The following is a 23,198-nucleotide window of genomic DNA, read 5'->3' on the forward strand; positions in this document are numbered from 1 at the left end:
AGAGAAGAAACTCCTATGATTTATGTATTATTTATTAGAAATCATTGATAAACTTTTATTTTTTATTCCAGATACTAAAAGTTTTTTCCTAACTCCAATTATAGTTTTCTTTCAACAAATCCGAAAGTTCTTGATTGTAAGGTTTGAAATAATTTATCAATTTTTGTTCGATTTCTGGCGGCATTTGGCTGTAGCGATCGATATGATTTATTTGATATTCTTTAATTGCACTCGCACTAATATCCAAAAAATTCAATACTTCCGAAAATACTTTGTCGGTATTTGCGTAAAAATCTTCGGTTTTGAGAATTAGCAACTGTTCCCTCGGAAAATAGTCGAGCCAATTTTTGATTTGTTCTACATAAATTCCCCGCGACAAATAGGAATAATGCTGGTGATTAAAACTGTAATAATTTTCATCAGCTTGGATTTTTTCAATCTCACCTTTGAGTCTATCAGGTTCAGAAGCGATCGCCTTTTCAAAGTCCAACTTTTCGCAGCCACTTGCCACTTCTAAATGATAGTGCATCCATGCTCGTTTTACCGGGTTTTGCAGCATCACAATCAGCTTAACATCCGGGAAACACTTGTAAACTCGCTCCGCCACCAAAGGATGATAAATATAGTAAGGAGTCATCTCCCACAGCAGCACCTTGTCACCCGCGACACTCCGCGTCAACTGCTTGCTGTACCACTCAACACCACGCTCAAAATTCAAATCAAAAAAGTGAATGTCCCGGGAACCTTCTTTAATAATTTGCAAATGATTTTCGAGATTGCTGTATAGATATTCCGTGCCGCCGTTTTGAGCGCCAACAATTAAAAAGTCAGGTTTTTGCTGATTTTTCAACTGAGTCGAAATCTTGGCGTAGCCGGGATTATTCTTATCCAAATCGTAAGTAAGAGAGGCTAGTTCAGGTAAATCCCGAAGCGGCATTTTGCCCTCAAATTCCCAACGGTACGGCGGACAAAGAATCGTTTTTTGGTTGACAGTCGATCGCACGTACAGCGGATAAACCTGCCAATGATAATCGTAGGCGTAAGCCAAAGTTTCCTCGTAAACCCCAGCATTCACGTAATACTGACCGTTTCCTAAATCCAGCCTGTCGATTTGCAGCCGGATTTTGCCTTTCCCTTTCACCAGCGGCAGCAGTCTGCCCATTTGATTAGTATTAGTCTCAAAACAGCTTTGACCATCTTCCCTGCTGATTGTCACGGCAAAAATAGCAGCAGAAATTTCCTGCGACACCGAATAATGAATTTCAATGCTAATAGCATCACCGCTATCTATTTCTGAATCTGGCAACACTTGAACATCGGTAATTTCTACTTCCATAGAACCGAAGCGATTCTGATTACCTCCCTGTGACGAGCCGCTACTCGTAGCTTCAGCAGCACGCAGGGGAGTGCGATTTGATGTGGACGATCGCATTTCTGACAAATACTGACCGACTACCACTTCTGGTTCGCCATAAGCCACGATTTCACCTGATTTCAGCCACAAAGCCCGATCGCACATTTTCTGAATTTGCGACGCGGTGTGAGAAATCAAAACAATCGCACATCCTTGATTCTTAAACTCAGTTATCTTATTCAAACATTTAGTTTGAAAAGCCACATCACCAACCGACAAATGTTCATCAACTAACAGCACTTCGGGATCGGTATGCACCGCCACCGAAAAAGCCAGCCGCATTTTCATCCCCGTACTGTAAGTCCGCGTCGGGCTGTCAATAAACTGTTTTAACTCTGCAAATTCCACAATATCGTCAAACCTGCGCGCCACTTCCCGGCGAGTCAAACCTGCCACCACCGCACCCACAAACACGTTTTCTCTGCCCGTTAGATCCGAGTGAAAACTCGCACCCAAATCCAACAAGCCGCCAATTCTGCCGTTAACTTTAATAGATCCTTCCTCAGCCCGGCAAATACCGCCGACAAGTTGCAGCAGCGTTGATTTTCCCGCGCCATTCTTGCCAAGAATTCCCAGCATTTCGCCAGGAGAAACAGTAAAATTTATATTCCGCAGCGCCCAAAAACTCGCCTCCGGCTTCAGCTTCCACCAACCGGACAAAGCGGCTTCCATAATCGTATAAGGTTTCGCGGTAGAGTAGCGGTTAAAACGCTTACCCAAACCTTTGACAATAATTGCTTCACGCATTTACACTTCCTCCACAAAATGAGCGCTTTGCCGTCTAAAAATTCCCAGTCCGATGGGTAAAAGAGCCGCCACAGCCAAGCTCAAAATTAACAGAGCCGACCAATCCGGCTGCATACCTTTAAGAAGTATGGCGCGGTAAGCTTCAATCAGGGGCACCATTGGATTTAAGTAATAAAAAATCTTAAATTTTTCCGGGACGCTGCTGATGTCGTAGAAAATCGGAGTCAGGTAAAACAGCATCTGCAAAACTACTCCCAAAGTGTGCTGAGTGTCGCGGAAAGTGACATTCAAAGCGGCAAGGGGATAAGCAAAACTAACTGTTAGGAAAAACTGAATAATCATCAGCAGCGGCAACAACAAGAGCACTGCATTCAGAGGAACGCCATCAATTGCCAGAAAGATAAGTAACACTGGCAATGCTAAGAAAAAGTGAATGAGCCCCGTCGTCGTCGCGACTACCGGCAAAATTGCCGGGGGGAAATTTGGCTGCCTGATTAGTGGCTTATGATTGGTAATTAATGCCGTTGATTTAAATAATACCGTTTGAGACCAATTCCAGATTAACAAGCCGCTGAAAGCAAAGGAAGAAAATTTTGGAATATTAAGGGGTACGACAGAGCGAAACAAAAAGGAAAATACAGCCAACTGTAACAGCGGACTGATTAAAGTCCAAGCAATCCCCAAGGTCGATCGCTTGTAAAGTAATTTCATATCGCGATCGACCAACACCCGCAGCAAATCGAACCAATGAGCAATTTTGCGCCGATAAACCAGCGTTCCCGCATTTCTCACCGCACACCTCCGGCACATACCAGCGGTTCAACCCCAAGAACCGCAGCCAAACACTGGGCTTGCAAGTGCGCTTCCCTGTAAGCAAAAGGACTTTGCAGAACTCCCAGCAACTCACTCACTACCAATTTGCAGGTCAACTGGCCAGGAATCATCAAACGACGCAATAGCATCCTGTTCAGCCAGTGAGAGCAAACAAAATTCCAAATTTCCAGCCGCGGCACAGTGCGGTTGCGCGTGCAGATGACAACGCTCATTGACGGCAGGTGGCGATGGGAAACTGCTGCTGGTTCCTGGCCGAAGAGCTCTACCAAAGTCGATCGCACGAACTCTTTGCCTAACTTATCCACAATTGTTTGTGGCACTCGATCTGTCGCAATTGTTTGTTCCCAGGGACTGTTACTAACATCAGCCCAGCCCAGAGGTCGTCCCCGGTAGCGAACTAAAATGCGAAATCCTTCATATTTTCCGAGTTTTTGAATCGGATTAATCTGTTCGGCCAACTCAATTTCCATTACTTTTATTGCCATAAGTTGCTCCTAAAAATAGTGCAGCGGGAACTAGAGAGAAAAGTTCTCAGTTTTGAGTTGGGAGTTTTGAGTTGCAATTTCCCAATTTTCCAATTTCCCAACTTTTGAGGTTGGAGTTTTGAGTTTAAAGTCCCCGACATACTTATTAATTGCTAATTCGTACATTTTAAAAGCAACTAAAGGCTTTTCTTCGATCGTTTCAGCCTTGCAGGGCATACCGTTAACCCCGATCGCCCGAGCTAGGGGTTCGGCAAAGTGAAGCGCCAGAATCGATCGCAAGTGAGCGCCTCGCAGCGGTTCCGCGCCCGCTTGCGGAAAAATGTGGCCTACTTCCTGTTGACCGTAATACAGGTAAACCCCAGCCGGTCGTTCCGCGTCCAGCAGGCTTTCTGCAGCTTCCCAACCTTGCTCCAAATCGATGTTAATTTCATGTCCGCCCAAATCGCCGCGGGTCGGGGTTCCTTGCATAAAACTAGAAATTGCCGATCTACTTTTCAACTCATCGATAACACCCCGCAAATACCAATAACCGCGCAATTTTGCCCGCAACCACCGCCAAGTTCCCCGCATCCGCAAGCTTTCGAGTAAATCAAGGGATTTCCTCAGTCCCAGAACCAGCCAATCCACAGCAGCCGGGCAGAAAAACGTGACAGCTACCAGAATTTTATCTACCAGCGAGTAAGCAGTTTCGTAGGCTGCTATCGGCAGTGTCGGTTTAAGTTCCGGGTGTCGGTGGCCGATCAAAACATCCGATCGCCCTTCCTGACGAAATCGGCGGAAAGAGCGATCGATATTGTTGGTTTCGTGTTCGTAATGATAGCCCACTGCTTCAGCAGCCACAACAACAGGTACATCAGCTTTCAGCAAACGCACCCCAAACTCGTAATCTTCCCCGCCGCAGTTCCCGAAAGCCGAATCAAAGCCATCAAGACGAGCAAACAGTTCTGCATCCAAAGAAAGGTTGCCGCTGAGCAAATCTTTATAAGTAAATCGGTGACCGGGCTGGCTCATCTGATAAAACTTGTCTTCCCACCACGATCGCACTTCCACGTCAAAAAGTCTAGTTCCTCCGTGCAACTTAGGCGGATATGGGCCCATGACAGCCGCTCCCGGACGCTCTCGGTGAGCGCGCGCGTGGCTTTCAACCAAAGGCGGCAGGGCTTCGATATCGTCGTCGAGAAACAGCAGCAATTGCCCCGTAGCCGAAGCCGCTCCCGTATTGCGGGCGATGGCAGCACTCCGGCAATTTACCTCGAGCGCGTGCAGTTTAAACGGAGCTTTGTAGTCTTGTAGCATTGCCAAAGTATCGTCTATGCAGCTATCTGCCACTACAATAACTTCGATCAGCTCGATCGGATAAGTTTGCGAGTGCAAAGCATCCAAAGCCCGCCGCAGCGAAGAACTTCGATTGTGAGTGGGAATAATTACGCTAACAGTCAAATTTTCCATATTTACATTACCAAAATTAACTTCATCTACATTTCATCTGCTTTCATCTGCGGTTAAAAATAATCTAAAACTCCCTATTCATTGCTCCCCTTAATTTCTTGCAACCACTTCCGAGAAGCAAAATAAGCCATCGGCCCACTGACACAGCCTCGCAGTTGAGCCAACAGCAAATCGCTCGGAATCGACTCGGGTTGCTTTCGCAAAGAAGCAAATAATTCAGGAATTTGCTTGGAATGCAACCATCCCCAAGCTAACCGCAGCACACTGAATTCCCTGTTGATTACAAACATCCGCGTCCAGAAAGCATAGACTCCGATGCCGTAGCCTTGGAGCGTTTTTTGCAATTCTTCCCAGGTGCGCCGATGGCGGTGCCAGCTCAAAGCTCTCGGCTCGTAGACGATGCAGTAGCCCGCGCGCAAAATGCGGGCAAAGAGTTCACAGTCTTCCCCTCCGACAGTGGGCGTTCCCGCCCCTAAAGCCTCGTCAAACAAGCCGATACAGTCGATCGAACTTTTCCGCAAAGCCATACTCGCCGAAACCCCCACAGGAGCGACAACCAGCGGGTTGCAGTGCGCCCCGTCAAAAATTCGGCGCTCGAAGCCCCGCCCGTGGGGGCTATAGCGCTCGAACCATTCTTGCGCTTCGGTTTCTAGTTCCAAGGGCATCAGCAGCCCAGTGACGCACATCACTCGCGGATCGCTAAAATTCCACAAGAGCGATCGCAGCCAGTTGGGATCGGGGGCCGCGTCGTCATCTGTAAAGGCTACGAATTCGTGTTTAGCTTCGCGTAAAGCTCGGTTGCGGGCAGCGCTGGAACCCGGTACGTCTTCGCGAACATAGCGGACTTTTGGGTAATTTTTGACCAGTTCCTCGGTAGCGTCCGTGGCGGGACAATTGTCAATTACTAAGTATTCCTGACCGTCGTCTGGGAGCTGCATAAACGCTTCAAGAGTGCGCCGCAAATCTTCCGGGCGATCGCGCGTGCAAACCGCTACTGTGGCGATCGGGATTGCCTGCAGGGACCCGCGTTCGTCCCATGCGAGGGAATCGTAGAGCCAATTTTTCCAAAGATTCTCCCCCGCAGCATTCATCAGTGTTTCCTGCAATTGAGATCCCTCAATGCTACCTCTGACTACCGAAAGTAGAGCTTGGCCGATCGGTTTTCCGTGCAGTCGAATTAAAACCAAAGCTTTGCTGTAACGCTCCTCAACCGTAATTGCGGGCGGAAGTTTGGAGATTTCCAGGTCAAGAATAGCTGTTGCCATGAGTTATGCCATCTTAAGATTGTAGATTTTAGATTCTAAATTTTAGATTGTGAAAAACTCATAAATAATCCGTATTTCCCCGGATGTTTTTTAGCCAAAATTGTTTTATAAGATAGCAATTTATTAATGCTATACTTGTCGCACCCGGCTTGCGAATCAAACATAAAGCCTCATTTTTGTTATTGCTGTTATTCATATTTTAACTTTCGATGACCTGCTGATGTCAAGTTTTTTTCGTACATTATATTTGCCGTCAAAAACGAGCGCTCGTTGAGGCTTGTGTCAATTGCAGATGCTATAGGCAGCCGTTGCGCTAGCAAGCCTCGCCATTAATGCCACATCTAAAAACCCGATTTTTTGAGAAAACCGGGTTTGTGGGATCGCTTCTCACTCATTTCAGCTTTAATTGCGATCGGGTACTATGCTCGACAACATACCAAACAATTAAAAACTCTCGCAATTCCAACTTTCGCGAGTAGTAGTTCTCTAGCAATCCCAAGTCCGTTGCGATAATATAGATGCAGTAAATGAAATACTAATTTTTGGGAATAAATCCCCATGCCAAGTAGAACATCACAAAAAACAATAATATTTTCTATGGTCTTGTAGATACTGTCTTGACCTGTCAACCGGTAGCGATCGCATAATTGGGGTCGAAAGGCTTTTGGGATTTTTAAATCCCAAAAGCCAAATGCACCAACTTCCGATATCATTGCACCAATCACCTGCATTTTGACCTTTCCACAACCCAATAATCGCACAGCGAGTTGCTTTGAGTAACGGATTGCAGGGCATCGCCACCACAGCCAGCAAATACAAAGCTTTTTGCAGTCGGATATTGCCGGCGTATGAGAAACGAGTTTTGCCTTTAATAGAAGTCCCAGAATTGCATTCGCAGGGAGTGAAGCCTGCATAAACTGCTAATTTCCAAGCATTCTCACAATCAAAAACCTCACCAATGTACGGTAATAATATGGATGCCGTTTGTTCACCAATTCCGGGAATTGAGGTCAAGATTTCACCCTTTTTTTTAAAATGGGGGTTTTGGTCAAAATGGTCACTAATCAGTTATTTTATCGGTTGTTATTACTGTTTAAGATACTCCAAATATGCTAGCGTAAGGGAAGCAACAGTTGATCTAGCTGTTTCCAGACGGTTCTGTTATTGAGTTGACATTGCGATCGCAGATTCGACCGATCGCAAAGCTAGCTTGTAATTCCTTAACTTCTGGTGCAGTAGGTGTCGAAAATGAGGGTTTAACAGATGCACAAAAACGAGCAATCAGTGTCGCATCTACGGAGTCGGCTTGGGTTCGCAAAAGTTCGCTTTTAGCAAACCCTTTAATCCTGGCAGGATTGACGATACTAACCTGATAACCAGCAAAATGGAGGAATTCGGCTAAGGCTTCCCCGTAAATGCTAGTAACTTCCATGCAATCAGGGAGTTTGAGTACACGAAGTTGTTTCAGACGGAACTTACCCCGCACACGGGGTAAGTTCCGTCTGAAACTGGTAGATAGACGAGGTTCAGTCGGTTATTTACAATCTGCGCAAAACGCAGCAGTCGTTTGCTGGCTGCCGTCAAAAAACTGGAATATCACTGAACTGCAAGGATACATATTTGAGAACTACGATGTGGTATTTGACTCCACACAAAGCTATTCCACAAAGTTTAACCAGGCACGAATTAGCTGAAAAAAACTTAAAAACGCAACCCTAAATAAGACCCAGCAATGATAAAAAAACAGCACATTACAGGTGGGTTGGACACTCACCGAGCCGAGATTACTTCTGGCAAGTTAGTGGTATTTTTACAGGATGAATATCATCTATTGTCGGAATTGATGTGGCTGTGTTGGGGGTAAAACAAAAGAACGTATCGTTTTGTCCCCTAGTCAATGAGCGGAGTAAACAAACCTATTATGGGGCAGTCAGGCGATGTGAGATTTGAGGTTTGAGACTTCGGTGTGAGACTTCGCCGAAACGTTCGACGCTCAGCGCGACTAGGCTCAAACGTTCGGCGAGCACTCAGCCGAGTCGCGCTGAGTCGAACGATTTGAGATTTACTCCCGATGAATCTGGGAACTAGAACAAGAGTCTACAACTTTGGGTGGCTGGCGACTACTGTCGGAAACTTGTGTCCGTTTTTGGGCGGGGTCAAAAATCCATTTCAACTCTCTCCAGGATAGCCACAAGGTTTGCTTAGAAGAATGTATCAAACTTTTACAAAGAAACCAATCGAACTCATAAAGCCTCTCTCTGCTCTGACAACAGCAGTTAGCTAGCACGATTCTTGTTCTCCAAGTTTTTCAGATTGGACTATACACCGCCCTCAAAAACCAAAAAATGAAGATTTGTAAAGTTTTATCAAGATGTTTGGGCATCTGAATTAAAATCTTCTCATAAAAAAGACCAGCTTTTAGCAGGCGCAAATTGTGGAAAAAGGTTTAAAACTCAGAATATGAGATCGAGTTCGCTGATCTTACATGGTTCAATAAAATGTAACTTTTGATGCCAGAACCAGTAGCATGAACTTTGTCGAAGGCCGAATGCCCGTCAGGCCAATGCCTTCGGAAAATCGCTTTCCTGGCGCTGCATCAAATCTTAAGTGCAATTACTTTCCTTGCACGGGAGCCGGAGCCTTCGAGCAAACATTTAACTCCAGGGCTTACGCACCACAACTTTACAGAAACCGGGTTTTTTACCCGGAGCGAGGGCGGCAACAAAGTGTTTCCGTCCATCAAACCCGGTTTCTGTGTCCGGGAGTGAACTCGATCGAATGAATGCAGTCGCAACCGATGTTTAAATGTGGCGATACTGCAAGTTGCGTGCAAAGCAGGGAGCTAACCGCAGTGATGGATCTCGATTGTTTACCTTACGGCGCAGGCCACGCACAGGAAGGGGTCTGTCTGCTAGTCCGAATGGGGCCGCACCGCATTTTACTCGACTGCGGTATAGAGGATATTGCACCCCTGTCAGCGACACTAAATCGATCGCTGCCAGCCGATTTTGTGGTGTGCACCCACGCCCACTCTGACCACGCCAGAGGTTTGCTAGCACTCCATCAATCTTTCCCCCACTTGCCAATTTACGCCAGCGAAGTGACAACGCGGCTGCTACCGCTCAACTGGCCATCCCGGTCTCAGCAGCCAGAGTCTCGGTTCTGTCAGGCACTGCCCTGGCAGTCGCCGATCGAACTGCGCCCGGGACTTAGCGTGCAGTTGTTCCCGTCGGGCCATTTGCCCGGAGCGGCGACTGTGATCCTGACTTATGCCGCCCCCCACCGCACCTACACCCTGGTTTATACCGGCGACTTTTTCCTGTCCAATTCTCGTTTGGTGGAAGGTTTGCCACTGGGAGAACTCAGGGGCATGAAACCCGATGTTTTAATTTTGGAAGGCAGTTACGGCACGGCGCGCCACCCTCACCGCCGACAACTGGAAAATCAGTTAGCCGATCGCATCCACCGCGCCATCGCCGACGGTTACTCGGTACTGCTGCCCGCGCCGGCACTCGGTTTGGGCCAAGAACTGCTGATGCTGCTCCGCAGTCACCACTACTTTACTGGCCGCGACTTGGATATTTGGGTGGACGGCACTGTCGCCGACGGGTGCGACGCTTATCTGGAACTGTTGCCCCAATTTCCCACCGCCGTCCAAAATTTTGCTCTGCACCAACCTTTGTTTTGGGACGAAAGGGTGAAACCCCGCGTCCGCCGGCTGTCTGCCGAACAGCGCCTCGGATTGGGTTCCACGCCGTGTATTGTGATTACTGACCAAATTGCTGATTTGGCTTTGTATGTTGCCGATCGCACAAATCCTTGGATTTTGCTCGCACCTCAAAAACCCGGATATCCCGTCAGCAACTGGCCCGAATCTGGAGTCAGAAGCGTCGAAACTTATCTGCTAGCCGAACACTGCGACGGCCCAGGGACTACCCAGCTCATCCACAATTTGCGTCCCCAGCACGTAATTTTACTCCACGGTTCCCCTGCATATTTGGCTGACTTGGCTAACTTGGACGAGCTGCGAAACCGCTACCAGTTGCACACTCCGGCGGTCGGAACACTTGTAGAACTGCCGATCGGGGAAATGTTTTTGCAGCCCGCTATCCCGGAAACTAACTATGAGGGAGAACTCAGCGAATTGGGGACAGAAGTAGCAATTAGCTTGCCGAGTCCGATTACAGCCGACCCTCGGTGGGCCAATTTTGCCGATACCGGTTTGGTAGAAGCGCGGTGGCAAGGCGAAGAACTGGTACTGCGGGGCATCTCCCAGCGGGAACTGCTTTTTCAAGGCAGCGCCGTTCAGGCAAACCTCGAATGCTGCGGCAATTGCCAGCACTACCGGGGCCAGCGCTGTTGGAACCAATTATCTGCTTTGTTTGGCTTTAAAGTTACCCCCGACGGTTTCTGTCCGGTGTTTAAAGCGATACCGGAGTCCGAACTTTTCCTAGATGGGGAAACAGACGGCGAATAAGCTGTCGGGCACCTCGAAACCAGCCAGCAGGCAAAGAAAACAAAAAAACAGTCCTAGACGTACACAGACAAAAAACCCCGTTTAACCAGGGGTAAGGTATCGCGCATTGAATAATTTTTCAACTACTGTGTACTTAAGCTCTTGTGGGGTGGGCAGGAGAGCCCGCCATAAAGCTTAAATTTAAAGGCAAAATACCTTATTTGGTCACAACCGAGAATATTTTTGGTCTAAACCGGGTTTTTTGCGTAATTCCTCCAGGAAAAAGGGAGAAAAGTCGTTTTCTTTTCTCTCAAGTTTTCCTTGTGCCTCAAGCGCGAGCTCAAAACTATTCCAAATTCGAGTCCGGGTAGTGATTGCGAATTTGTTCGGCTTCGGGACAATCGTCAGAAACTAGGGGCTCGCAGTTAGTTCTGGACACCGAAGCCAACTTCTGGGACACAGCTCCAATACTTTCGAGACGCACCATTTCTTCCCAGGAGCTGATTTCGTCTTCTTCGTCGGTTTCGTAGCGCAGCGTGACTAGATCCCCTTCAATATCTAGGATACGAGCGCGCTCTATCCAACGTTGCTGATCTCGAAGAAAAATAGAAACCTCACGACCATCACAACAGAGTTGATAGATTTTGCGCTGTAGCATTTGTCAGTTCTCCTGCGCAGTTTAACTTGCTTAAAATATGGCCTGTTTACCGTAACGTACTTTGGGTTTTACATCGGAAGGCACAGCCGTATGGACTGGCCATTTTCACGTTTTCCGAAACTTTTGTACCGATGGGAGTTACCAAACTTGATTTTACCACCAAATCTATCTAGTACGCCATTTATCCAATTACAGGTTGTGCAGCCAGTGGCATCCCTCGCGGGAGGCATTTGCCAGCACAGATCGGAGCATTAGAACTTGACTCCCGCGATCGCGATTAACAGCGACAATAAAAACAGACTCTGCCTCAGAAATCTCCCTCTCAGGGTCTCAATTCCCCCAGAAACCTCTTGTTTCGACGTTTGTTCGATCGCGCCCACTAACGTTTCTTGACTCAATCTCAAATCTCAAAGCTCCAAAGCTCCAAAGCGACACTCAAACAGCGACAATAAAAACAGACTCTGCCTCAGAAATCTCCCTCTCTTGTGCCTCAATTCCCCCAGAAACCTCTTGTTTCGACGTTTGTTCGATCGCCCGCTAACGCCTCTTGGCTCAATCTCAAATCTCAAATGTCAAAGCGAAAGCTCCAAAGCGACACTCAAACAGCGACAATAAAAACAGACTCTGCCTCAGAAATCTCCCTCTCTTGTACCTCAAGTCCCCCAGAAACCTCTTGTTTCGACTTTTGTTCGATCGCCCACAGTACCGCGTCTTTCCTCAATCTAAAACCTAAAACCTAAAATCTAAAATCTAAAATCTAAAATCTAAAATCTACAGACCGGAGTGTGATAAAAATCATTGACAGCAGGCAGGCCCTGAATGTAGAAAATGGTGGCGGCCAACAACTAGCTTCAAAACGGGCAGCGGAACCTGTGGCGGTTAAGCTAAAAGAATTGCGGTTCCGTTCAAAACAAATAGGAGTCATCGCTCGTGGGTATTAAGGAGGCTAATTGATGGTGTACGCAGAAAATTGGTCGCAGCCGTCTATCTTGGATCTAGCGCGATCGGGCAACTTTCAAGCCCTCAATTACTGGATTGACAGCTTGCTGCGACCCGAAGGGATTTATGCCCGCGTCGAACAGGCTCAGGCCGGCTGCGTCCAAATCCTCGTAGAATTTCAGCGCGAATTTGCGCCAGATACTAGATTACTGGGGAGCACTCTCCGGGAAGGCTTAGTCAAATTTATTTGCCACCAACTCTGGAGGCTCAACTCGCCAGCAGTACAAGGAGTGCGAATTCACGCGCGCTTGGCTGGGGAACCAGAAATTCTCTGGAAACAGTCAGTGCGAATTGTCACTCCGGCAAACCGCCAGCGGCGGCGTTACCGTTCCCTACAGGCCGTCGATTGGGTTAAATTTAAAACGTATCGTTCTCTGCTGCTAGTGGGCTCGGCACTTGCCTCATTTATTTTAGGGTGTTGGGTGAGCTACCACGAGGCTCTTACCCTGCGGTTAGTATCCCCAGTATCCGGGTATCAGCAAGCTGGGGTAATATCGGGGCCGCCTCCAAAACGTGCGGATACGGTGCAAGCGGCCTTAGAAGTGGTACCAGTAGTACAGCAAAAGCAAGTTGCTAATCCTTACGACCCAACCGTAACGCTGATGTTCGGAGGAAATGTGAATCTATCGGATGCGCTCGGAGCATCTGCTGCAGGCAAGGATTACCATTGGGCTTTCGCCAATATGGACGAGTACCGGCAAGCAGATGTGGCAATGGTTAACCTAGAAAACTCTCTGACTCGCTCTACATTGGGATCGGGCAAAAAACAATTAAATTTTAAAGCCGATCCAGAATCGGTGAAAGTATTAACAGCAGGAGGAGTGGATATTGTCAATCTGGCAAATAGCCACGCTATGGATTACGAGGAACCGGGGCTGGTGGAGACTATAAATACTTTAGATAATAGTCGGCTTCAACACCTGGGAGCCGGTAGAGATATTAAGGAAGCAAGGCGTCCAGATATTATTGAGGTTAAGGGTCAGCGGCTCGCCTACCTCAGTTATTACGATGCCGACCTTCACGCCGCCGACCAAGGCAAAGCGGGCACTAACCCCCGCCGCAACAATCGCGTAGCAGAGGATATTCGAGCTCTCAGGGGTCAGGTAGACTGGATAATTGTTAATTACCACTGGGGAGTCGAATTGGCAGATTATCCGGGGGACTGGCAGATTGATTTGGCTCGGTTCACGATCGACCAAGGAGCTGATTTGGTAGTGGGACACCACCCCCAAGTCCTGCAAGGTGCAGAAATTTACAAGGGCCGCCCGATTGTTTACTCGCTGGGTAATTTTATATTCGGCGGGAATGCTCGCAGGGATTATGATACCGCAGTCCTGAAAGTATCGCTCAAAGACAGGAGTATGAAGGTAGAGTTTCTGCCTGTGGAGGTGAAAAAGTTTCAGCCGAAGGTGGTGGAGGGAGCCGCAGCAGATCGCATCCTCAAACACGTTGAGCAAATTTCTAGTATTTTCGATCGACCGATGCGATCTTCTGTAGTTCTTGATGCCCTAGTCCAGCCAGGAGCAGCACCAAAAACTCCAACTTCTCCGTTGCCCGGAGCAGCAAAGAGCGGTACTTACCAGCCCGGGCGGGGTTCCGGGGGAACCTCCGGTGAAAGCACTCTGCAAGACCCCGGACAACCCAAACCAACTTTGATTTTGCCGGCTTTGCCGGCTGCGCCCAAACAGCCGGACAACTCTTCATTGTTCCCGAACGGGACGGGGCCTGCAATTGAGTCCAACCCGCCTGCGAATCAAAATTTGCCGCCGCGCATCTACCCGACTCAACCTGAAAATCCCAGCCGGGAAGCAGAGCCGTTTACCAAAGAGCCATTCATCAAAGAACCGTTTATTGCGCCTCCATCTCCCAGTCAAGGAGCAGTGCCGAGTCCCCAAAGCTATCTTCCCCCCACTCGGGCTGTATCTTTTGAAGTCGCACTCAAAGAGCAGCCGACCTCCGCGATCGTTCCAAGTACAAGCAGTAACCGCTCCAAGCAGCGGATCGCCCTGCCTTCTATAGCTGGAAGCATTGGTTAGTCGCTGGGGGTCGGAGCGAGGAGGCAGGGGGGAGGATAGGAGCGGTAATGGGTGAACATCAACATACCGGCGACCAATTATTAACGACTGATTTACTGACAACCAATGATCGATGACCTACTACCGATGACAAATGTGTTTGCGATCGCGCTCAAGCAAAAGCAGTACAAAACCTATATCCTCTCCGACGAAACCGCTAACTCTACTCTAGAAGTTGTGCCGGAACGGGGCGGTATTGCCACTAGCTGGCTGGTTGAAGGCAAAGAAATCTTATACTTGGACGCGGAACGGTTCGCCAATCCCGATCTGACTGTACGCGGCGGGATTCCCATTCTGTTTCCGATCTGCAGCAATCTCCCCGACAATACTTACACCTACAAGGGAGTGCAGCATAAGCTCAAACAGCACGGCTTTGCGCGAGACTTGCCTTGGAGAATAGGCGAACAAGTTACGGAGGGTTGCGCCGCTCTTACCCTGATTCTCGACAGCAGCGACAAGACGCTGGCTGTTTATCCCTTTGATTTCCAACTCGCCTTCACTTATCAGATTAAAGGCAATTCTTTGGAAATTTTTCAGCGATACACCAATCTGTCTGCCGAACCCATGCCGTTTTCTAGTGGTTTGCACCCCTACTTTTTGGCGACGGACAAATCTAAGCTCCGGTTTGAGATTCCGGGGATGCAGTACAGAGATCAGAACACGCACCAAAAAGGTTACTTCACCGGCGTTTTTGACCCGATGCTGGATGAAATTGATGTTTCCTTTGACGAACTCACTGGTCTTGCTGCTACTGTCACTGACGCTGCCCAGGGCTTGCGGCTCACCCTCAGTTACAACTCCAGCTATGGGAAGTTGGTTTTCTGGATGGTGAAGGGCAAGGATTTTTACTGTTTGGAACCTTGGACTGCTCCTCGAAATGCCCTCAATACTGGCGAACACTTGATTTATTTGCAGCCGGGAGCGACTTGCGAGATGCTGGTTCGCATGACTGCAAATTTTATTTAAAAAACACTTGCTATTTGAAATGAGGGGTGCTACTATTAGAAATTGTGTGCGGTAACAATGTTTTCTCGGGTCGCTAGCTCAGCGGTAGAGCATTCGGCTTTTAACCGATTGGTCTCGGGTTCAAATCCCGGGCGACCCATAAAAAATTGGTGAGTTAAAAATTTTGAGTTTTGAGTGGAATGCTCGGAACTCAAAATTTTGTTTTTTGAACTTTTAAGTAAATCTGGAAAGATAGTGCGCGATCGGTGGCAAATTGTCTTAATATTATCGTAAGAATTGAGCTTGTCCAAAATTCACTGCCCAAAAATCACAAATAATTAGGAGGAATATCTATGGCGCTTGTACCTATGCGATTGCTGCTCGACCACGCGGCTGAAAATGGTTACGGCCTACCGGCTTACAACGTCAACAACATGGAGCAAATCCAAGCGATCATGCGCGCTGCTGACGAAACCAACAGCCCTGTGATTCTGCAAGCTTCTCGCGGCGCTCGCTCCTACGCTGGCGAAAATTTCCTGCGCCACTTGATTTTGGCAGCAGTTGAAACCTATCCTCACATTCCCATTTCCATGCACCAAGACCACGGCAATGCCCCCGGCACTTGCTATTCTGCCATGCGCCAAGGTTTCACCAGCGTGATGATGGACGGTTCTCTGGAAGCGGATGCTAAGACTCCCGCCAGCTACGAGTACAATGTTCAAGTTACTCGCGATGTGGTGAATGTTGCTCATTCGATCGGCGTTAGCGTTGAAGGCGAACTCGGTTGCTTGGGTTCTCTGGAAACAGGAATGGGCGAAGCAGAAGACGGCCACGGCTTTGAAGGTGCGCTTTCTCACGATCAGTTGCTGACAGATCCTGAACAAGCTGTTGATTTCGTTGAGCAAACCGGCGTTGATGCTCTAGCAGTCGCGATCGGCACTTCTCACGGCGCTTACAAGTTCACTCGCAAGCCGACTGGCGAAATTTTGGCAATCAGCCGCATTGAAGAAATTCACCGCCGCTTGCCGAATACTCACTTGGTAATGCACGGTTCTTCTTCTGTGCCCCAAGAATTGCTGGAAATCATCAACAGCAACGGCGGCAAAATCCGCGAAACCTACGGCGTACCTGTGGAAGAAATCCAAAAAGGCATCAAGTGCGGCGTTCGCAAGATCAATATCGATACTGACAACCGTTTGGCGATTACCGCTGCGGTGCGCGAAGCTTTGTTTGCCAAGCCCGACGAGTTTGACCCCCGCCACTTCTTGAAGCCGTCGATCAAGTATATGCAGAAGGTTTGTAGCGATCGCTACAACTCTTTTGGTTGCGCCGGTAACGGTACAAAGATTAAGCAAGTATCTTTGGACGATTTTGCAGCTAAGTATGCTAAGGGCGAATTGAGCTCTTCTGCTAAGAAGACTGTAGCTGTTTAAGAATTTGGGGTTTTAGATTTTAGATTTGTCTGAGGTCTAAAGTTAGGATTGCCGGGTAGCTGTGGAGTTGCCCGGTTTTTGTTTGTGCGATTTTATGTATTTAGTCACTCGGCGATTCAAATTCCTATTATACAAACTAAGTCTGCCTCCGCAGACTAAGAGATATCAATTACACCGCCTGGGCGATCGCATATTGCCTCAGTACAGGTGAAATCGTGTAAAAATTTGCTTGTTGTTCTATCCAGCAGCGCCGCGATAGAGATTGCAGCGCATTTAGCAAATCTGAAGCCGGAATTATCTCATTTTCTAGCAATTTGGCCCGGTTGATTGGCTGGCTTTCTTTCGTTAACAAGGAGATTACTTGTTTTTCCAGTTCCGATAGGCGATCGAACTACTGCTGTAAAACATCTTTCAAATCTTCTGGCAACAATATAGTATCATTTGGTAATAACTCTGTCACGCCTCCACCCAAGTCTTGAATCAGATTCGCCACGCTTTTTAACCATAGGGGGTTGCCTTGGTAACGATGAATGAGTGCTTCACTGTTGTCGCTTTCTTTTAACCCATAATCTCTAAGAATTTCCCGTGCGGCTGCGATGTCTAAACCTTTGATCTGTAAGGTACGAATAGAAGTATTTTGGCTTTTAACTTGAGTCACTTCTCTGGGTTGTTCCCAACCGATTAACATAAAGCAACTTTGATGGGATAATTTTTCTATTTGTTTGAATAAAGAGCGATATTCTTCGGATTCTGGTTTATATTTTCCTGCCAATTCGCCGCTACAGAAAAGGTTGTGAACGTCATCTAAGATTATTAAACAGCGATGGTTTTGTAAATACTTAATCAGCGGTAAGGGTTTTTGGTTTGTTGGGGGTGAATCTTGTTTTTCGGGATTGGAAAAAAGCTGTATTAGGTTAGATTGAAATTTGTCTAGGGTGGGGAATTCGTCTAGAGTATACCAAACTGCGTACTCAAACTCGTCTTTAATTTGTTGTACGAGTTGTACTGCTAGGGTGGTTTTGCCGATACCGCTGATGCCGGCGAGGGTGATAAGCCGACAGCGTTGTTGTAGAATCCAGGTGGTGAGGGTTTGGAGTTCGGGAGTGCGATCGTAGTAATCACCCAACTCCGGCATTTCGCTTAAATCTTGATGCGAAGTTTTAGTTTGTTTTGAGTTAGATGTTTCCTGATTTGGTGGGTTTGAGTTTGGTATATCTGGCCGGTGTCTACCTTCTCCACAGATGTTAATGCTACCAACTCCGATATAATCTTGTACGACATTGGAAAATAAGGAGACTTGCAATCTCTCCATTGCCGATCGAACATGCGATTTACTAACATCTTCTCCCAACTCTTCTGAAAGTATCTGCCATAATTGCGAACCTGCATTCCTAACACGACTTTCAGAACAGTCAAAGTCTTTGGCTATTTGCTTATATGTCTGATGTTGTATAGTTCCACGCAGTAACGCTTCTTGTAAATCGTCAAGGTGTCAACACATAACCTGATTTATGATGCGATACAAGCTTCTGCTGCTGATGGTGAATACGCTGAAGGAGAAAAAGAAGTGATTCGTGAAGCAGCATCTATCTTAGGAATCTCTGAGGATGCAGTTAAGCAGCTTGAGGAACTCTACGAAGAGGAACAGAAACTGTTTGCCAAGAAAATTCAGTTGTTTTTTCCCAAAGGGAAGCCTCAGTATTGACACATGGATTCTTATGCAATTTTCAATAGCAAATGTATCTTCCGTAACCCTAATCCTTAGTTTTTTTTAGAGTTACTGCCTCCTGAAGCGGAAGTTCCCTCGCATCGCGAGGGAACTTCTGGTTGAAACCATTTACCCGCTTTGACTTTCCAGAATTCGGGAAAATCAGTTACAAATTAAAGAATTCTATGTATGCGGATAAAACCTAACTCTCTGAGCTTCACGGTGCTTCTTGGCTTACTTGCTGCACTGCCACCTTTATCAATAGATATGGCACTACCAGCATTTCCCACCATTGGCACCTCACTAGACGCGCCCCCTGCTGCTGTGGGACTAACACTTAGTCTGTTCATGGTTGGCTATGCTACATCGCAACTCGCCTTTGGTCCATTTTCTGAGCGATACGGACGCAGACCAGTCTTACTAACAGGATGCGTAATGTTTGCCTTTGCCAGTGCTGCTTGTGCCTTCGCCCCATCAATTAATGCCCTCGTGGCTTGGCGCTTTTTTGCGGGTGCGGGTGCGGGTGCTGGTATGACACTGATGCTGGCAATGGTTAGCGATCTCTTTGAAGGTGTTACTGCTCGCGCCCAACTCTCCTATATTAACCTGGTGATGACCATAGCACCAATGATCGCACCAACAATAGGCGGGGGAGTATTGGCGATCGCTAACTGGCGAGCTATCTATGGGGTATTAGCTGTAGGAGGACTGGTACTCATATTGGCTATTGCACTCGGACTGGACGAATCAATTAAAAGTCGGGATGTAAATGCTCTCAAACCACATCGGCTAATCGAAAATTATCTGCGTGTTCTTAGTAACCGAGTTTGCATTGGATATGCGCTTGTCAATGCTCTCAGTTTTGGATGTATGTTTGCCTACGTTGCGGGTTCACCACTGGTAATGCTCAAGGTTCTGGGTATCTCAAAAACAACTTATGGGTTGCTCTTTGCTTCAACTGCGATCGGTACTATGGCTGGTTCGTTCCTGAGTGGACAATTGAACACTCGTGGCGTGCCACCAGCACGATTGCTGGGCTTTGGGTTAGCACTTGCTGCTACCTCAGCTATTGCACTTGTAGTAGTGTCGGTTAGTGGTGCTGCTCAGGTGCTTACACTATTACCTCTGCTCATAATTAACACATTTTGTTATGGGCTAATTGCACCCAATGCTATACATAATGCACTTCACTCAGTACCAGAGATGGCTGGCAGTGCTGCCGCAATAATAGGATTTCTGCGGATGTTGGCCGGTGCGCTGGCAAGTGCCCTGATTGGCTTTTTCTTTGATGGACACACCGTAAATGTGATGTCTGAGGTAATGGCATTATTTGCGATCGCTTCGCTTGCTACATATACTCAACTGCAATTTCATAAATAAACATCTCCGAAAAATTAGAGAGGGAAAAGCCCTCAGAATCTTCTCAAACTAATAGACAGGGTAAACGCATCTTAACTGGAACCCAAAATATGCTACAGTTAAATCAGACTAAATTTCAATTTAGTTATTGTAGTTTATTGGTGCTAAGCTGTCAAACATCTAAACTGCATTAACCAAGTTACCTTTATTTTTTATTTTTCGGTTCCATGACAGGAGCAATTAAATCTCCTAAGATTTGACCGCTTCCTTTCATTGCACCAAAGGTGGGGCGTGGAGCTTGGGTGGTCGCAGGATAAATAATCACTAATGCTTTTCCTTCATGGATGACGGTTAGAGGGGTTTTGGTACGTCCCACCTCTATAAATAGAGTCTGGAGAGTTTGGGGTAATTCAGTCGTGCTAATTTGTGCCATTTGTTGAGCGTTGACAATCTTATTCTATTTCTACTATGATAATGCGACGATTAGACGGAAAGCGATGCTTGAGTGAAAAAAGATCGATCGCCCCTGGCACCAAATACCAAACACTGCGATGATTCTACCGAGTGTGATCGCACATAATCATCATCCCTAATGTGCGATCGATCTCCGGCATCAATTCTCAACAAAGCATCCGGCTGAAATTTGTTATCTGCGTCCAAGCACACAGTAGCATTCTCGCCCAATTCCACCCCAGCCAACGTAGAATTTGATTGTGTGGTTCGCCGTGACTTCTGAATGTTACCGATAATGCCAGATAAAATATTTTTTCAATCTATTCAGTTGGTGAGGAAAATTTAAGCAAACATAGCATCGCGGGGGCGAGTTTTGCCGCACTCAACTCGCTCCTAATATCAAATTCTAACTAAATCCACCCCTTAAACCTTCTGCTTCTTCCTTCGGATCCTCCGCCTCTTCGCGGTTCGTTTCTAACGCAAATACTCAATCCAAGCCGGCAAAACCTCCGGCGAACCGTACCACTTCCCCGGAGAACGAGGCGAATGCCAAACCCCCTCCAACACCAAATTTTCGGCCCCGTCCAAAACAGCAGCTTCTACCGGCGTAATTCCATCTCCCCAAGTTTCGCCCTTCCCCACAGTCAACTCGTAACTTTTATAAGCCAGCCAAGTCCCTAAACCGGGCTTGCCAAAAACAGCCTTCCCAGCAGCGCACACGTAGCGCACCTGCGGGTGAAAAGCCCCCGGATAGTGAATTTTGACAAAATCTAGATTTTTGCGAGTCCAGCGCTCTTGAGAGACGTGCGGCGTGCCTAAAGTAATTAAAGTATTCACATAAGGGTGAGCTTCCCACAAACCCGCATCCTCAAGCACGTCGCCGTGAATGGTGTAAGGCTTTTCGCCCAAATAGATACGAGAAATCCAGCCGCCGGCGGAATGACCGACGAGATTGATCTGGGGAACGCCGTATTGCTGTAACATTTGTTTGACCGTGCGATCGAGCTGTCGCAAAATTGGCACCATCGATCGCCCGCCAAAAGTCGGCAACCAATCTCCCTTGCCCAGAGGCACTGTTACTGTTGGGAAACCTCGATCAACCAGAGACTTTTCTAATTCGCGATAGTCGGAAGCAGCAGCAAAATATCCTGGTAAAATCACGGTTGGTAATGGCATTGTCAATTTTAGATTTTAGATTTTAGATTTTGCGGCCGGAGTGCTACGATCTGTTTTTCAAGTTCAAAGACACTTGCCGAAGCATTCTTTGGATTGCTAACATCTGCCGCTCGTTAAACCTTTTGCTTAGGGAATATCTACTTCTATGGCTCGCGAGCCGATTCAAACATGGTATTTTACCCTAGTTGTCGTTCACTTAGAAGACCGTTTTCTACTGGTACAAGAGCGCAAGTACGAGCAGCAGTGGTATCTCCCAGCAGGGCGAGTGGAAAAAGGGGAGACTTTGCTCGAAGCTGCTATGCGCAATACCATTGAGGAAGCGGGCATTTCCGTCATCGTTGAGGGAATTCTCAGGGTAGAGCACACAGTGATGCCTAGGGGTAATGTGCGCCTCCGAGTCATTTTTGTGGCTCGTCCAGAAGATAAGACGCCCCCCAAGAGCAAGCCGGATGAGCATACTTTGTGCGCTGGCTGGTATTCTCTCAAAGAATTAGACCAGTTGTCTCTACGGGGAGAGGAAGTTCGGGAAATGTTTCAATATATGGCAAGCGGCGCTCCCATTTATCCCATCGACTTGCTCACCATCGAGGGAGCTCCTTTTAAAAATTACCGCTATCGCTGGTGAATCCATCGATTTTGGATTTTGGATTTTGGATTTTGGATTGAATAATTACTTCCAAGGATGAATCCGGTTGTGTAACCGAATTGGAAACAGGGGTCGATCGAACGGATTGATCGTGTTTAATGAATTAGTGGCGCTCCAGATCCCGGAAAAAGACGGTATAGCAGCGGCGCAGTCTGTTTTTTGCTCGCCCCAGTCCTGCCCGTCTGACGCCCCGCTCACCATTCTCAACAATAGCTGAGAAACCGAGTATAGGGTTCGGCAAAAGGCATTCGGGAAGAAAAACAATGCTTTCAGCAATTAAGAACGTCCTAACCCTATTGACAGTTGCTACAACAGCGAAGAAAAATCTCGGTTCTCAGGTTGAATCAGTCAAGAAACCCGCTTTCTACGCTTGAGTGCTTGAGTTGAGGGTCGTGGAATCTAAATAAAAGTCGATCGGGCAATTTCGATACCGACCGTGCTAAAATTATACCTTTGAATTCCCAACCTCTCCTCATTAAAACGAATTCACACTCAATCACAACCACAACAATATAAATTACCAATCCCCCAATCTCTCAATCCCCCAATCCCCCAATCCCCCAATCTTAAAATCTAACCATCTCCCAATCCCCCAATCTAAAATCTAACCATCTCCCAATCCCCCAATCTAAAATCTAAAATCTAAAATCTAAAATTTAAATGACTGACTCTTCCTCTCTAGCCAACACCCTTTCCGAACCGCTGCGCCAGCCTTATTGGTGGGCAGCTTTAGCTTCTGTGAGCCTTCACGGAGTCCTCGGAGCAACCGCCCCGACGCTCTCAAGCATACTTTATGGTGGAAATTCCTCAAAAAATATCCCCGGTTCTGTCGGCTTGGTAGAACTAACTCCCACAGAGGCCGGCCGCCTGCCACAAGCCATACCCCCGCGCCCGTCCAATAAGCCGTTTTTGATCGCACCAGTTCCCTTGCCCGCCTCGCCCAAGTTAGCCCCGCCCTTGGCGGGGGCGGGCGCTCGCGGGATCCGGCCGCCACCATCGGGGCGGGGTCGCGGGGGCACGTCTGCCGGTGGGGACGGGCGGGGGCGGGGGGGGGGCGGGGGGCGCGGGGGCGGGGGGGGGGGGGGGGGGGGGGGGG

General features: G+C 47.7%; 24 protein-coding genes, 1 tRNA gene and 2 pseudogenes. 12 read left to right on the forward strand and 15 right to left on the reverse strand.

Annotation, left to right across the window (positions count from 1 at the left end):
• Positions 1–88: 88 nt before the first annotated feature.
• From E5S67_RS02475 to E5S67_RS02505, 7 genes are all read right to left on the reverse strand, one after another.
• Positions 89–2,161, reverse strand: a complete 2,073-nt coding sequence (locus E5S67_RS02475) for a Wzt carbohydrate-binding domain-containing protein (protein WP_172185138.1) — start codon at positions 2,159–2,161, stop codon at positions 89–91.
• On the reverse strand, positions 2,162–2,953 hold the full coding sequence (locus tag E5S67_RS02480; protein WP_172185140.1) for an ABC transporter permease: 792 nt from the start codon (positions 2,951–2,953) through the stop codon (positions 2,162–2,164).
• Complete coding sequence (locus E5S67_RS02485; RefSeq protein WP_172185142.1) at positions 2,950–3,480, reverse strand: hypothetical protein; 531 nt, start codon at positions 3,478–3,480, stop codon at positions 2,950–2,952. The genes E5S67_RS02480 and E5S67_RS02485 overlap by 4 nt, the downstream gene beginning before the upstream one ends.
• 30 nt (positions 3,481–3,510) lie before the next feature.
• On the reverse strand, positions 3,511–4,929 hold the full coding sequence (locus tag E5S67_RS02490) for a glycosyltransferase family 2 protein (RefSeq protein ID WP_172185144.1): 1,419 nt from the start codon (positions 4,927–4,929) through the stop codon (positions 3,511–3,513).
• Between the two features lie 74 nt (positions 4,930–5,003).
• Positions 5,004–6,194, reverse strand: coding sequence for a glycosyltransferase family 2 protein (locus tag E5S67_RS02495; RefSeq protein WP_172185146.1), 1,191 nt, complete (start codon positions 6,192–6,194; stop codon positions 5,004–5,006).
• A 573-nt stretch (positions 6,195–6,767) separates the two neighbouring features.
• The gene (locus tag E5S67_RS02500) at positions 6,768–7,208 is read right to left on the reverse strand and encodes a transposase (protein ID WP_172185148.1); all 441 of its coding nucleotides are present in this window, start codon (positions 7,206–7,208) and stop codon (positions 6,768–6,770) included.
• 124 nt (positions 7,209–7,332) lie between these two features.
• On the reverse strand, positions 7,333–7,626 hold the full coding sequence (locus E5S67_RS02505) for an IS110 family transposase (protein ID WP_172185150.1): 294 nt from the start codon (positions 7,624–7,626) through the stop codon (positions 7,333–7,335).
• A 300-nt stretch (positions 7,627–7,926) separates the two neighbouring features.
• Between E5S67_RS02505 and E5S67_RS33930 the strand changes: the two genes are divergently transcribed.
• From E5S67_RS33930 to E5S67_RS02515, 3 genes are all read left to right on the forward strand, one after another.
• Complete coding sequence (locus tag E5S67_RS33930) at positions 7,927–8,058, forward strand: hypothetical protein (RefSeq protein WP_281363510.1); 132 nt, start codon at positions 7,927–7,929, stop codon at positions 8,056–8,058.
• A 663-nt stretch (positions 8,059–8,721) separates the two neighbouring features.
• Positions 8,722–8,976, forward strand: coding sequence for a hypothetical protein (locus tag E5S67_RS02510; protein ID WP_172185152.1), 255 nt, complete (start codon positions 8,722–8,724; stop codon positions 8,974–8,976).
• 72 nt (positions 8,977–9,048) lie between these two features.
• Positions 9,049–10,671, forward strand: coding sequence for an MBL fold metallo-hydrolase (locus tag E5S67_RS02515; RefSeq protein ID WP_172185184.1), 1,623 nt, complete (start codon positions 9,049–9,051; stop codon positions 10,669–10,671).
• Positions 10,672–10,996: 325 nt separating this feature from the next.
• Here the strand turns inward: E5S67_RS02515 and E5S67_RS02520 are convergent, their stop codons facing one another.
• Positions 10,997–11,308 carry a DUF6679 family protein gene (locus E5S67_RS02520; protein WP_006633466.1) on the reverse strand — a complete coding sequence of 104 codons (312 nt, stop codon included), beginning with the start codon at positions 11,306–11,308 and terminating at the stop codon, positions 10,997–10,999.
• A 251-nt stretch (positions 11,309–11,559) separates the two neighbouring features.
• On the reverse strand, positions 11,560–11,706 hold the full coding sequence (locus E5S67_RS02525; protein WP_172185154.1) for a hypothetical protein: 147 nt from the start codon (positions 11,704–11,706) through the stop codon (positions 11,560–11,562).
• Between the two features lie 387 nt (positions 11,707–12,093).
• Between E5S67_RS02525 and E5S67_RS02530 the strand changes: the two genes are divergently transcribed.
• The 5 genes from E5S67_RS02530 (at position 12,094) to fba (ending at position 16,760) form a co-directional block, all read left to right on the forward strand.
• Complete coding sequence (locus E5S67_RS02530; RefSeq protein ID WP_172185156.1) at positions 12,094–12,249, forward strand: hypothetical protein; 156 nt, start codon at positions 12,094–12,096, stop codon at positions 12,247–12,249.
• Positions 12,250–12,261: 12 nt separating this feature from the next.
• The gene (locus E5S67_RS02535; protein WP_172185158.1) at positions 12,262–14,343 is read left to right on the forward strand and encodes a CapA family protein; all 2,082 of its coding nucleotides are present in this window, start codon (positions 12,262–12,264) and stop codon (positions 14,341–14,343) included.
• Between the two features lie 135 nt (positions 14,344–14,478).
• On the forward strand, positions 14,479–15,348 hold the full coding sequence (locus tag E5S67_RS02540) for an aldose epimerase family protein (protein WP_479686964.1): 870 nt from the start codon (positions 14,479–14,481) through the stop codon (positions 15,346–15,348).
• Between the two features lie 67 nt (positions 15,349–15,415).
• Positions 15,416–15,487 (forward strand) — tRNA-Lys (locus E5S67_RS02545).
• 193 nt (positions 15,488–15,680) lie between these two features.
• The gene (gene fba / locus E5S67_RS02550) at positions 15,681–16,760 is read left to right on the forward strand and encodes a class II fructose-bisphosphate aldolase (protein WP_172185162.1); all 1,080 of its coding nucleotides are present in this window, start codon (positions 15,681–15,683) and stop codon (positions 16,758–16,760) included.
• Between the two features lie 169 nt (positions 16,761–16,929).
• Here the strand turns inward: fba and E5S67_RS35005 are convergent, their stop codons facing one another.
• The 3 genes and pseudogenes from E5S67_RS35005 to E5S67_RS35010 form a co-directional block, all read right to left on the reverse strand.
• Positions 16,930–17,112 (reverse strand): hypothetical protein, encoded by a 183-nt coding sequence (locus E5S67_RS35005; RefSeq protein WP_479686962.1) that lies wholly within the window; start codon positions 17,110–17,112, stop codon positions 16,930–16,932.
• A gap of 39 nt (positions 17,113–17,151) precedes the next feature.
• Positions 17,152–18,072, reverse strand: a complete 921-nt coding sequence (locus E5S67_RS02555; RefSeq protein WP_479686963.1) for an NB-ARC domain-containing protein — start codon at positions 18,070–18,072, stop codon at positions 17,152–17,154.
• Positions 18,073–18,120: 48 nt separating this feature from the next.
• A pseudogene (locus E5S67_RS35010) lies at positions 18,121–18,225 on the reverse strand (helix-turn-helix domain-containing protein); the annotation flags it as partial.
• A 24-nt stretch (positions 18,226–18,249) separates the two neighbouring features.
• Here E5S67_RS35010 and E5S67_RS02560 point away from each other — a divergent pair.
• Positions 18,250–18,465, forward strand: coding sequence for a TerB family tellurite resistance protein (locus E5S67_RS02560; RefSeq protein WP_172185164.1), 216 nt, complete (start codon positions 18,250–18,252; stop codon positions 18,463–18,465).
• A 192-nt stretch (positions 18,466–18,657) separates the two neighbouring features.
• On the forward strand, positions 18,658–19,848 hold the full coding sequence (locus E5S67_RS02565; RefSeq protein WP_172185166.1) for a multidrug effflux MFS transporter: 1,191 nt from the start codon (positions 18,658–18,660) through the stop codon (positions 19,846–19,848).
• Between the two features lie 184 nt (positions 19,849–20,032).
• Here the strand turns inward: E5S67_RS02565 and E5S67_RS02570 are convergent, their stop codons facing one another.
• From E5S67_RS02570 to E5S67_RS02580, 3 genes are all read right to left on the reverse strand, one after another.
• Positions 20,033–20,260 (reverse strand): type II toxin-antitoxin system Phd/YefM family antitoxin, encoded by a 228-nt coding sequence (locus E5S67_RS02570; RefSeq protein WP_172185168.1) that lies wholly within the window; start codon positions 20,258–20,260, stop codon positions 20,033–20,035.
• Positions 20,261–20,310: 50 nt separating this feature from the next.
• A complete protein-coding gene (locus E5S67_RS32180; RefSeq protein ID WP_216670144.1) occupies positions 20,311–20,526 on the reverse strand; it encodes a hypothetical protein in 216 nt (71 codons plus the stop codon).
• Positions 20,527–20,754: 228 nt separating this feature from the next.
• Positions 20,755–21,456: an esterase/lipase family protein gene (locus E5S67_RS02580; RefSeq protein WP_172185170.1), complete on the reverse strand. Its 702-nt coding sequence runs from the start codon at positions 21,454–21,456 to the stop codon at positions 20,755–20,757.
• Between the two features lie 145 nt (positions 21,457–21,601).
• Between E5S67_RS02580 and E5S67_RS02585 the strand changes: the two genes are divergently transcribed.
• Both E5S67_RS02585 and E5S67_RS02590 read left to right on the forward strand, forming a co-directional pair.
• Complete coding sequence (locus tag E5S67_RS02585; RefSeq protein WP_172185172.1) at positions 21,602–22,081, forward strand: NUDIX domain-containing protein; 480 nt, start codon at positions 21,602–21,604, stop codon at positions 22,079–22,081.
• A gap of 681 nt (positions 22,082–22,762) precedes the next feature.
• Positions 22,763–23,198: pseudogene (locus E5S67_RS02590) on the forward strand (hypothetical protein); the annotation flags it as partial.

The organism is Microcoleus asticus IPMA8, from assembly GCF_013179805.1.
GTDB lineage: Bacteria > Cyanobacteriota > Cyanobacteriia > Cyanobacteriales > Microcoleaceae > Microcoleus > Microcoleus asticus.